This window comes from Xanthobacter sediminis, from assembly GCF_043195015.1.
Taxonomy (GTDB): Bacteria; Pseudomonadota; Alphaproteobacteria; order Rhizobiales; family Xanthobacteraceae; genus Xanthobacter.
On the sequence record NZ_JBAFWH010000014.1, the window covers coordinates 57,453 to 69,546 of the forward strand.

At 60.8% G+C, this 12,094-nt stretch carries 9 protein-coding genes; 2 read left to right on the forward strand and 7 right to left on the reverse strand.

Annotation, left to right across the window (positions count from 1 at the left end; genetic code table 11):
• Positions 1-201 precede the first annotated feature (201 nt).
• Together V5F61_RS17040 and V5F61_RS17045 are read left to right on the forward strand one after the other, a co-directional pair.
• Positions 202-1,986 (forward strand): tetratricopeptide repeat protein, encoded by a 1,785-nt coding sequence (locus V5F61_RS17040; RefSeq protein WP_393988987.1) that lies wholly within the window; start codon positions 202-204, stop codon positions 1,984-1,986.
• A gap of 1,182 nt (positions 1,987-3,168) precedes the next feature.
• Positions 3,169-4,095: a hypothetical protein gene (locus tag V5F61_RS17045; protein ID WP_393988986.1), complete on the forward strand. Its 927-nt coding sequence runs from the start codon at positions 3,169-3,171 to the stop codon at positions 4,093-4,095.
• Between the two features lie 151 nt (positions 4,096-4,246).
• Here the strand turns inward: V5F61_RS17045 and rfbH are convergent, their stop codons facing one another.
• The 7 genes from rfbH to rfbF form a co-directional block, all read right to left on the reverse strand.
• Positions 4,247-5,614 carry a lipopolysaccharide biosynthesis protein RfbH gene (rfbH, locus tag V5F61_RS17050; RefSeq protein ID WP_393988985.1) on the reverse strand — a complete coding sequence of 456 codons (1,368 nt, stop codon included), beginning with the start codon at positions 5,612-5,614 and terminating at the stop codon, positions 4,247-4,249.
• Between the two features lie 160 nt (positions 5,615-5,774).
• Positions 5,775-6,746: a glycosyltransferase family 2 protein gene (locus V5F61_RS17055; RefSeq protein ID WP_393988984.1), complete on the reverse strand. Its 972-nt coding sequence runs from the start codon at positions 6,744-6,746 to the stop codon at positions 5,775-5,777.
• Positions 6,743-7,096: a GtrA family protein gene (locus tag V5F61_RS17060; RefSeq protein ID WP_394104059.1), complete on the reverse strand. Its 354-nt coding sequence runs from the start codon at positions 7,094-7,096 to the stop codon at positions 6,743-6,745. The genes V5F61_RS17055 and V5F61_RS17060 overlap by 4 nt, the downstream gene beginning before the upstream one ends.
• 43 nt (positions 7,097-7,139) lie before the next feature.
• Entirely contained in the window at positions 7,140-8,090 is a 951-nt protein-coding gene (locus V5F61_RS17065) for an NAD-dependent epimerase/dehydratase family protein (protein WP_393988982.1), read from the reverse strand.
• Between the two features lie 79 nt (positions 8,091-8,169).
• Positions 8,170-9,954: a thiamine pyrophosphate-binding protein gene (locus V5F61_RS17070; RefSeq protein WP_393988981.1), complete on the reverse strand. Its 1,785-nt coding sequence runs from the start codon at positions 9,952-9,954 to the stop codon at positions 8,170-8,172.
• 171 nt (positions 9,955-10,125) lie between these two features.
• Positions 10,126-11,217, reverse strand: coding sequence for a CDP-glucose 4,6-dehydratase (gene rfbG, locus V5F61_RS17075; protein WP_393988980.1), 1,092 nt, complete (start codon positions 11,215-11,217; stop codon positions 10,126-10,128).
• Positions 11,217-11,990 (reverse strand): glucose-1-phosphate cytidylyltransferase, encoded by a 774-nt coding sequence (rfbF, locus tag V5F61_RS17080; protein ID WP_393989097.1) that lies wholly within the window; start codon positions 11,988-11,990, stop codon positions 11,217-11,219. The genes rfbG and rfbF overlap by 1 nt, the downstream gene beginning before the upstream one ends.
• Positions 11,991-12,094: the final 104 nt, after the last annotated feature.

Consider the following 12,094-nt stretch of genomic DNA (forward strand, 5'->3'; position numbering starts at 1 on the left):
AGGCCGAGTTCGCTAAGAACCTGTCCGAACGCGAACGGTCGATATCGCATAGCAGCTGCCGCGAAGACTCCCAATCGGCGAACGATGGGCTTGAGCTTCCGCTGACTTGCGCCGCCCGCGAGGCAGGTCGTCACCGGTCCGTCGCGCGCGTGACGCGGCCAGACATTAGCGAATGACACTGAGCGAGCGTGGAAGCAGGCGTTGAAACACAAGAGCGAAATCCTTGAATTTGGGGCATATGTCGCCACGTCGGCCCTGGTCTTCGCCATTGTCCTGCAATTCGTCTACCCTGGCTATTTTGACCCCTTCTGGCCTCACCACAGCGATTTTTATCTCGCCACGGACCTGCGCGCGAATCCCATAGAGGGGTTGAAATACATGGCGCGGGCGAGGCCAGTCGGCGTCTACACCTTGGCAATGATCGGGAACGCTCCGATGCGGATCGGCATTGGAATTATCGCGTTCATCACGATTCTCAACGGCTCTCTTGCCCTCTTCGCCTTTCGCCGCGCCGTGGGCATTCAGAATATCCCGGCTATGCTGACTGCCTCGATCCTGTATTTCTTCACGCTCTATTCAGCTCCTGGCTTCTACATTTTTTACTCCCATGATGTGTGGGCGCAGACGTCATTTTTCTTTTTGATGGTGGGCGGCCTCAGCTTCGCTTACCTGAAGGAAAGAAGCATAGTCTTCGCGGCATCCGTACTCTTCCTTCTCGCCGTCCTGGCCTTCCTTTCGAAGGAAACCTACGGCCTCTCCGCACTGGGTATCGCCGCCGCCTACGTGCCGCTCTCGCGCTGGCGCAACTGGAAATGGCGGCTGTTGCCTGCGGCAATAATGACCACGGCCTTGGTCTGCGCCCTAGGATTAGGAATCGTCGGCCACTCGGAGTTTTTCGGGCAGGCCGACCTAAACGCCTATAAAGTAGATCTTTCCCCGGCATCTGTCCTCCGGGAATGGCGGAATTACGCCTCGCGTGGATTGAGCATCTCGCTGACAGCCAGCCTCGCACTTGTGCTTGCCGCCACTTGGTGGCTCCACCGCCGAGGGGGCTCGCGCGGCCCAGCGACGCTCGGCCTCGTGGCCGCGGGGGCGGGGGCGGCAGCTTGGCTGCCGAATTCCGTTCTGCCTAATCACTTCTCTCCCGGATACTCTTGGAGCGGCGCGTACCTCCTCTTCCTGCCGATCCTCCTCCTGGCAGTGATCATGCGAAAGCAGACCGTGGCCCTCGCTGTCACAACCGCCACCGCCGTTCTGCTTCTGCTCAACCCCAAGCTGACCCCCAACGCCTACGCCGAGGGCGCCTGGGTTCTTCTTCAGGAGAACACCCAGCGAAACCTCTGGCGCGCGCTCCAAAAGCAAATCCGAGCACTCCCAGCCGACAAGACGTCACGCGTTCTAATCACGGGCTTGTCGTTTCCGTTCCATCCCTTTGCCCATCCACGCTCCCTAGACGAACTGAAGAGGGGCCACGATATCAATTTTTCAGTTGTTGAATACCCGCCATTTCGGGGCAAAGCATCCGATTCGGCAACATTTCTCCCGCCTGGGAATTACAATCTTTCCAACTATGATTACGTATGGGTATTTCGGCCGGACGGAACACTATACAAGACGTTTACGGCTGATCAGCTTCCGGCACTTGAACATCCTGGCAACGTGACGCTTCAGGATATGCTGACTCTACCAAAGCTTCTCGACGCTGCGAGCACCACCTCCGTAGACGCGTGCGCCGCGCTTCACGCGTCGGTCGAATCGAACGCCTTGAGCTACGCCCGCAAGTTTCTGGAGACGTGCGCGCAACTACGCCCGACTCATCCCTACACCTGGTTCTATAGGGGGGTCGTGTTGGAGGATGCAGGTGACAAGACAGGTGCAGTTGAAGCTTACCAGCAAGCGGTGGAGAGGGATGCTCCCGGCCGACCTACCCCGTTATTCGAACAGCGGCTGAAGGCGCTTCGGGCGCAGATTGATAAATCCAGTTGATCCCCGCGCCCGCCCGTGCGGTGCAGGACGTGCATGGCTGAGTGGCTCCTCAGCTTGATTGCGTGCCCACGGTTTTTCGCGAGCAACCCGACTTCGCCGTTACTCCCGGGCCCCGTATGGACACTGACCCAAAATGTTTTTTTCCTGCTCCCGATCTGCATTGGCGACATTGCTCACAATTCGGAAGCTCCGCCTCTTCATGTTGCGCCAAGGAATCAGGTTGCCGCAAAACAGCAGGCACGCGCCGATTGTCATCTCGTTGAAATAGGCGACACGCTTCAGGCGACTGAACGCTATGTACGCTATTGACCGAAAATCAATGCAGTCCTGCGGTCGTGACCCCGTTTGTAGAGACGCCAAATTGTGGCTGCGAAACTAATGCGCGAAAGCTCGCCGAATTTCGCCTCGTCTACCCAACAGAGCAGAGTTCGGCTCCAACGGCTCGCCGGCCTTTTCCCTGTAGCAACCGATCGTCACCGCCCTTGCCGGCATGACGACGAGCTAGTACGTAGGCGCCTAGAGGATCTATGCTTTTAAGAATCATAGCTTCTGGGAGCTACCGCCCCCCGACATACAAATTCGCTGATAAGTCGCACATCCAGAATATTCAGGACACACTTCCAAGTCAACGTCGTCAACCGATAATTCATAAGGTGAAAAATGACACAAAAAAAATATAGCGTATATTTAATAGTATCACTTATATTCGCATTATGCGCTATATTTAATTTGCGATACTCATACTGGTTCCCAAAGGCTTGGTTTGGGGACGACCTCAGAGACTATTTTGCAGCAATAGACGGGCAATACGCCTCCGACTGGAAGTCAGCGCTGACAACCACGTTTGCATTCAAATGGCGCCCAATATTTACAACAGTTTTATGGGCGGAATACAGCATATTTAAGGACAATATATACTTATATCATATATTTAATGTATTTATTAATTCTTTAATTTGCCTAATTATGTATTTTTGCGCCCAGAAACTATCGAAAAATATTATATTTTCTGCCTGTATTACACTAATGTTCGCCTGGTCTCGATTCGGAACCTATCAACTCACGCAAGTGAACGGAACCGTCGAGAGCCTACCACTTTTGACTCTCATATCTGGCATGTACCTAATAATCTGTACTTGGGATGATGAATATAGGAATAAACAGAGCAATAAAATATTTTATATGTATGCCGCCACAACAACGCTTTTCGCGGCCGCGATGCATAGTCATGAAAGATATATAGTCACATTATTTGTATTTTGCATTTATATTATATTTACAAACTCAATTCAACTTAGAAAAAAATACTACTTATTATCATATTCTATATTTTGGGTAATTTTCAATTTTGCAATGAAGACGGCCGTACTTCACATTCCATTCTTCATGGGTACAGGCGGCCAAAAGGTTGGAATAGATATCAATCAAATAATTGTTAATTTTAAACATGCTGTCACGTCTATATTTTGGTTTAACTCTGGCCCTGAATATCTCTCAGGACTACCGACAGCAGCACTTCCATTAGAGTATATTCTAATAGCCGCGACTTGCGCGGCATTAACAATCGCTATATTTCTTTATGGATTTTTCGGAGCCATTTCTGCTAAAGAAAATTTCATGCCACCCATACTATTATTAATGATTTCGATCGCACTACTTGTTCCAGGCCTGCTGCAGTTTCGTTTGGAGCAGCGGTGGCTTCTCGCGTCTTTTTGTTTCTTACTTCTGTTTCTAGCCTGGGCAGCACGTTACGCACAATCGCAATCTTTGATTTCATTTCTGGCTGTTGCGCTCATGAGCGCAAGCTTAATTTTGGAGAACCGGCTAATTTTTTCGGCAGAACGCCGCTTCTTTCTGACCGATTCCGCACGCTATGCAGAGGATGCATTGAGCCTTATCGACGGCAGAACCACTCCGATCGTCCTTGACGGACTAGCCCCATCGCTATGCCAATGGGTACTTGCGGACGGTTTATTCTTTCGAATGTATCAAGGGCAGAAGAGAGAGATATATTGCATCGGGCCAAGCTGGGCTCCTCCCTCTCCTCCACCAGACACAGCTGAGCACGTCGTCTATTCCCAAGGCGGATTTCACAATAAATCCAATTAGTTCAGCCCCCGACAGCCGGATCGATTCCGGGAGTAATTTGGCCGTTCATTCCAGTTTCCGAATAGAACGCGGCTAATGCCAAAACAAAGCCATCCCACTGCGATTTAGCGCAGACGGGATGGCCTCTTACTGTTCTTATACCCCGCCCGCACTACCGCTTGCGGCGCAGCTCGCGGGTGACCGGCGCGCGGCAGAAGCCAGCCACCGTCTCGACCATATAGTCGATCTCCGCCGCCCCGAGGGCCGGATAGACGCCGATCCAGAAGGTCTGGTTCATGATCCGGTCGGCATTGGCGAGATCGCCCACCACGCGGAAATTGCGCCCCTTCATGTAGGGCTGGCGGATCAGGTTGCCGCCGAACAGCAGGCGCGTGCCGATCTTCTTCTCGTTGAGATAGGCTACGAGGTCGTCGCGGCTGAAGGGCGCGCTCTCGCGCACCGTCAGCACGAAACCAAACCAGGAGGGATCAGTGCGCGGCGTCGCCTCGGGGAGGATGAAATATTCCTCGAGCTGCCGGAATCCCTCGGTCAGCAGCGCGAAGTTTCGCCGGCGGGCGGCGATGAAGCCGTCGAGGTGGGCGAGCTGGGCCACGCCCACCGCCGCCTGCATGTCGGTGATCTTCAGATTATAGCCGAGATGCGAATAGGTGTACTTGTGGTCGTAGCCGAATGGCAGCTCCCCCAACTGCCATTCGAAGCGCAGCTTGCAGGTGTTGTCCTGGCCTGGCCCGCAATAACAGTCACGGCCCCAGTCGCGGAACGACTCCATGGCGCGGTTCAGCACGGCGTTGTTGCTGAACACCGCCCCGCCCTCGCCCATGGTGATATGGTGCGCTGGATAGAAGCTGAGCGTTCCGGCATCGCCAAAGGTGCCCACATGGCGCCCGTCGATGGTGGCGCCGAGGGCATCGCAGCAGTCCTCGATGAGCCAGAGGTCATGCTTCCTGGCGATCTCGGCGATACGGGCAGCGTCGAACGGGTTGCCGAGGGTGTGGGCGACCATGATCGCCCGCGTCCGCGGCGTGATGGCCGCCTCCACCAGCTCCGGCGTGACATTGTAGGTGGGAATGTCCACATCGACGAACACCGGCACCATGCCCCACTGCATGGCGGGATTGACCGTGGTGGGGAAACCCGTGGCGGCGGTGATTACCTCCGCGCCGGCCTCCAGGCGGCGATCCCTTAGCAGGCCCGAGGTGAGCGCGGAGAAGGCCACGAGATTGGCGGAGGAGCCGGAGTTCACGGTCATCGAGCGCTTGACGCCGATGCGCCGCGCCAGATCCGTCTCGAACTGCTCGTTGAAGCGGCCGGTGGTAAGCCAGAATTCCAGGGCGGAATCCACGAGCGACTGCATGTCGGTATGGTCGTAGACGCGGCCCGACACGGGAACGGGCGAATGCCCCGGCTGAAACGGCCGCGGCGCGTGGGCCAGGGCGTGGTACTCCTGGACCAGCGCGAGGATCTCCGCGCGCACTTGTTCCGGCGACCGGCCGCGCTCATCGGCTGTAGCTGACGTCATCTTCAATCCCTTTCCGCCTGCGCACCCGCGCGCCGGAGCACGGGGCGGCCTTTCCGCCCATCTGCGCCCGCAGCCCGCCGCGGGCCGATTTCCCCAACGTTCGACGAGCCGTGGCCCCTCGCTTCTGTGACCTGTCGCACACCATCCCGCAAGCCGGAAGCTAGGCGTCCGACTGCGCCTGCAAAGCCGGCGGCGCATCCACGTTCAGCCGCTCCCGCTCAATCACGAGGCGTCCACGCCGCACCTGCGAGTGAATGGAGGTGACGTATTCGCCGAGCATCCCGATGAAGGCGAGCTGCACACCCGACAGGAAGAAGAGGGCCACGATGATGGTCATCGTTCCGCGCGGGGCGAGATGGGGCGCGAACACGAACGACAGCAGCGACAACACCGCATAGAGAATGCAGATCGCCGAAAGCCCGAAGCCGACGAACGTGCACAGCCGCATGGGCGCGTTGGTGAAGGAGAAGATGCCGTTCAGCGCCTGGTCGATCAGGCGCATGATGTTGTTCTTGGAGATGCCGCGCTTCCGCGCCCTCCACGTATAGGGAACGATGATCCGCCGGAATCCGCACGAAGCGATGATGCCGCGGATATAGGGATAGTGGTCGTGATTATCGACCACCGCCTCCCACACCTTTCGGTCGATCAGCTGGAACTCGCCTACGTTCTTCGGAATCTCGAAATCCGACAGCCGGTTGACGATGTTGTAGAAGATGCCCCGGCAGGTGCGCAGCGCGAAGCTCTCCTCGCGGTTCTCGCGGGCGCCGGCAACCACCTCCACCCCGTTCTCCCAATGCCGCACGAATTCGGGGATCAGCTCCGGCGGGTCCTGCAGGTCCACGGGCAGGAACACCAGGACCGCATCGCCGGTGGCGTAGCGCAGGCCGTTGAAGAGGGAGCGGAAGGGGCCGAAATTGCGCGCGTTCAGGATCACCTTGACGCTGCGATCCTCCGCCGCGATCTCCCGCAGGATCTCCACCGTGCGGTCCGTGGAGGCATTGTCCGCGAAAATGTGCTCCAGCCGGTATTCGGGCAGCTCGCGCGCGAAGATTTCCTTCACCGTCTCATAGCAGGCGCGGACATTTTCCTCCTCGTTGAAGCAAGGGGAAACCACCGAGATCGTCTTCACTGTGCCGCCTCCCGAAAGACAAAAGCACGCATAAGCAGAAAGCTCGCCACCACGACCACCGGCAGGATCAGAAGCTGCGCCACCGCCGGTGGAACCGCGAGCGCTTCTCCCGCCTTCAGTAGCCCCACGTTCCCCACATAGACGAAAACGTAGACCAGGATGAACCGGAAGATCCGGCCATTGTCCCTGTTGCTGAAGACGAGCCGGCCGGTGGTGAAGAAATTGAAGCACACGCCGAGGACATTCGCGATCGCCAGCGCCACCGCGGGCCCCAGGCCGAGGAACAGGCCGCAGACGAATACAAGATAGCCGAACGCGGTATTCAGCATGCCGACGCCGATGAAGCGCACGAAGCGCCGGTTCTGCAGGCTCCCCAGGAAAGACATGGCGCAGCTAGGCATGCGCGCCCTGCCCGGCTGCGACCGCCGGCCGGCGCGCGCGGTGCCATTCCACCGTCCGCGCCAGCCCGGTCTCGAGATCGACCTGCGGCCGCCAGCCCGTCGCCGCGACGAGACGGTCGATGTCGGCCTCCATGTGCCAGATCTGGTCCGGGCGAAAGGAGATCTCGCCGAACACCAGCTCCAGGTCCGGCGCCGCGAGATCACGAATGGTCTCCACCACCCGGCGCACGGGCACGGCAACGCCCGCGCCGAGGTTAAACACGCCCTCCGCGCCCGGCGTGACCGCCGCGGCAAGAATGCCGGAGGCGGTGTCGTCAATGAACAGATAGTCCCACTTCTGGGTGCCGAGCGTGGTCTTGGGCCGCGCGCCGTCCAGCATCTGCTCAACGAGGGTGGGGATCAGCCAGCGCGGATTATCGTCGGGCCCGTAGGTGGAGAACAGGCGCAGCCACGCGAAGGACATGCCCGCTTGGGCGGCGAGCTGGCGGCTCAGATGCAGCACTGCCACTTTCGACGCGCCATAGAGGGTGGTCGGCTCCGGAAGCTTGTCCTCGCCCACGCGGCCTTCCAGCAGCCCGTATTCACCCTGGGAGCCGATGCCCACGAATTTGCCCACGCCAGCGGCGATGGCGCCATCCATGAGATTGCAGGTGGCCTCGACATTGTCGGTGAGCTGGAGCCGGTCGAACCGCGCCGCACCGCTGACGCCGCTCCAGGCGACGTGAACCACCACCTCGGGCCGCACCTTCGCGAGCAGAGCGGCGACAGCGGCGGCATCGCGGATATCCGCCTGAACGATCTCCAGGCGGCCGTCCCCGCCCGTGAGCCGGTCCGCATTGCCGCCAGGCCGCACCAGAGCGGCGACCTCGTGCCCCTCGCGCAAAGCTTGGCGCACCAGCGCGGCCCCAACGAAACCGCCGGCCCCCGTGACGAACAGCTTCATCCCACCTTCCCGCATTGGAGGCAGCGCCCGGCCCGGTCCGCGCGCGGCACCCGCCCCGCGCGATATCCGGCCGATGCCCTCACTTCTCGGCGCCCGCCAGGGCCTTGATGGTATCCGGGCGGGGGTAGTCCACATAGCGGTTGCCACGCGCATAGGCGGCATCGCTGAGATAGGGGTACTGGTCGTTGATGGGCCGCCCCATCTCCAGCTTCGGCTCGATCAGCGTCTGGTCCGAGAGGATCACGTCGATGATGGCGGCGCCCTGGCGGAAGATGTCGGGCGTCAGCTGGTCGAGATCCTCTACCCGTACGTAGCCGAGCCCGTAGGCATGGGCGATGCGGCCGAAGTCCGGGGTGCTGTAGCCATCGTCCGAGGCGGTGTAGCGGCTGCCCAGGTAGCTGTCCTGGAACTGCTTGATGATGCCGTAGCAGCCGTTGTTCATGATGACGATGGGGATGTCGAGCTGCAGGTGCTTGACGGTCTGCAGCTCCTGGAGATTGACCTGGAAGCCGCCGTCGCCGGTGTAGGCGATGACCTGCCGCTCGGGCGCCTCCAGCTTGGCGCCGATGGCGGCGCACAGGGCATAGCCCATGGGCGAGTTGCCGCCCGACGTGAAGAGGTTGTGGCGCTTCACCTTGAAGGCCTGGTGCAGCCAGCACACGGCAGCCCCGGTATCGGCCGCGACGACGGCGTCGGGCGCCACGATCTCGCTGATGCGGCGGATCACCTCATACGGCGAAAGGCTGTTGTGCTTGCGGGCGGAGGCGCTGACCTCGCGCCCGAAGTACTCCTGTTTCATCTCTCGCACGTAGGCGAGCCACTCGGTGTCGAGCGCGGGCACGCGGACCTCGGGCAGGATCTGCGGCAGGGCGCGCAGGTCGATGCACGTTCCCCGGTAGCGGCCGCCGCCGTACTTGTTCAGCTCCTCCTGGTCCACGTCCAGCACGTAGACATCGGCGCCGGTGGCGAAATTGGCCGCATTGCCGGAACGCTGGCGGTTGTCGAGCCGGCTGCCCATGACGATCACGGCGTCGGCATTCTGCAGCGCGAAGTTGGCGCCGCGGTTCCCGTAGACCCCGATCTGGCCGAGATAACCGGGAAGGTCATGGTCGAAGGCCGTGAGGCCCGCCCAGCTCGCCACGAACGGCAGGCCGCTGGCGTCGAGCCATGCGCCGAACTCCCGCTCGACGCCCGCCATGGCGATACCGCCGCCCCAGAGCACCACCGGCCGCCGGGCCTTGGCGAGGAGCGCGTTGAGATCCGCAGCCACGCCCTTCGCCGCCGGGAACGACGGCGCCGCGGGAGGCGCCGCGATGGCGGAGAAATCCGCCTCCATCTGCGCCTGCTGGATGTCCATGGGCACGTCGATCACCACCGGCCCCATGCGGCCGGAAAGAGCGATCTCATAGGCCTTGGCGAGCTCGTCCCGCAGCTCGTCCACCGTACGTACCATCACCGCATATTTGGTGATGGGGCGCACCATGTCGACGATCTTGGTCTCCTGGAAGCCGGACTGGCGCACGTTCGCGCCATGCATCGCCGTGCTTTCGCGCTGGTTCACCTGGCCGGTGATATGGAGCGAGGGGATGGAATCGAAGAACGAGCTGGCGATGCCGGTGATGAGGTTGGTGGCGCCCGGACCCGAAGTGGCCATGGTGACGCCGATCCGCCGACTGACGCGCCACACGGCATCCGCCGCCATGGCCGCCGCCTGCTCGTGCTGGCAGCAGATCAGCTCCAGATCCTTGTGGCGCCCGACGGCGTCGATCAGGAAGGCACAGGCCCCTCCGGTGAGGGTGAAGACATGCCGCACACCGACGCGGGCCAGAAACTCGGCGATATAATCCGATCCCGTCATCTTCATGCTCTTGTCCTTCCCACGCGGCGTCGCGTTCCCTGGATCATTGGCCGCCGCCCGGCGTGTTCCGCACGACTTGCCATAGCGCGGTCCGGGGCGATTGCGAAACCCTCGCGCTTCATCGGTTTCACGCCAGCGTTCCGATCCTCGGCAAATGGAAGGCCGGCGATGCCGGCCTCAGCCGGCGCTGGGCCCCGTGACAAGGGCGGCGTAGGCTTCGATCTGCCGGTCGGTGAAGGCCGCCATGTCCTCGCTTTTGTGCCAGGCGGCATACCATTCAGCCGTGAGGCGAATAGAATCCTCGAACCGCAGTTTCGGGTGCCAGCCCAGAAGCGCCTTGGCCTTCGAGCAGTCGAGGCGCAGCAGCCGCGCCTCGTGCGGCGCGGAGGGGTCTTCCTCGATCTCGATCCGCCCGACGCCAATGGCCGAAACCATCGCGCGCGCCACCTCCAGCACCGCCCGGTCGTCGCCCGGATCGGGGCCGATGTTCCAGCCCTCGTCGATCCCCTGCGGCGCCGTCACGAGACGCTCCGCGATCGTCAGGTACGCACCCAGCGGCTCCAGCACATGCTGCCATGGCCGAAGCGACGAGGGGCTGCGCAGCCGCACCACGCCCTCCGCGCCGAGGCATCCGCGCACGATGTCGGGAACGAGGCGGTTGTCCGACCAGTCGCCGCCGCCGATCACATTGCCAGCCCGCACGGTGGCGATGCGCGCGGCGTGGCCGTTCGGCGCGAACGGCTTGAAGAAGCTGCGCTGCATGGACTGGGCGGCGATCTCCGCGCACCCCTTGCTCGCGCTATAGGGGTCACGGCCACCGAGGCGATCCACCTCCCGGTAGCCCCATACCCACTCGTTGTTCTCGTAGCACTTGTCGCTGGTGACGACGAGAACCGCCGCCACCGAAGACGCCCGCCGCACCACGTCCAAGAGGGTCACGACCCCGGTAACGTTGGTGGCGAAGGTGCTGATGGGATCGACATAGGAATCGCGCACAAGGGCCTGGGCCGCCAGATGCAGCACGATCTCCGGTTGAGCCTCGGCAACGACGCGCTCCAAGAGGGGCCGGTCGTTGATGTCGCCGATCACGCTGGTGACGCGATCCTCGACCTTGCCGAGATGGAACAGGCACGGCGAGGTGGCGGGCGCGAGGGCGTAGCCCGTCACGATCGCACCGGCCCGCGCCAGCCACAGCGACAGCCACGCCCCCTTGAAGCCGGTGTGGCCGGTGACGAGAACACGCTTGCCGCGCCAGAATTCCGGTGTCATCAGCCCCACACCTTCCACGGCGCCGTCCTGCTCGCCCAGAGCTCTTCCAGGTAGGTCTTGTCGCGCAGGGTATCCATCGGCTGCCAGAAACCGGTGTGCTCGAAGGCGTAAAGCTGCCGGTCGCGCGAGAGGGTTTCAAGCGGCTCGCGCTCCCACACCAGACCATCGTCGGGAGGAAGGTAGCGCTCGACATCAGGGGACAGCACGAAGAAGCCACCGTTGATGAAGCCACCTTCGCCGTCGGGCTTCTCCTTGAAGTTGCGAACCTGCCCGTCAACGATGTCGAGATGGCCGAAACGCTTGGGCGGATAGGTCGCGGTGACCGTGGCGATGCCACCGTGGGCACGATGGAACGCGATGGACTTTCCGATATCCACGTCGGACACGCCGTCGCCGTAGGTCAGGCAGAAGTCCTCGTCCTTGACATAGGGTAGCACCCGGCGGAGCCGCCCTCCGGTCATGGTGTTCTCGCCCGTGTCGATCAGGGAGATCGACCACGGCTCGGAATCGTTCCTGTGAACCTCAATGGAGCCGCTGCGCAGATCGACAGTTATATCCGACATGTGCCGGGCGTAATTGGCGAAATACTCCTTGATCATGTAGCCTTTGTAGCCAAGGCAGATCACGAAATCATGGATGCCATGATGCGAGTAGATCTTCATGATGTGCCAGAGGATCGGATATCCCCCAATCTCGACCATGGGCTTGGGACGAACCAGCGTCTCCTCGCTCAGCCTGGTCCCAAGACCTCCCGCCAAGATAACAGCCTTCATCCACCGCCCCCACACCTTAGACACACCGAGCTGCAGCAAAACGCCGAGCAGCACGACAAAAGACTGATTCAGCTCAGACCCTTATCTTCATAATATTTCAGAAA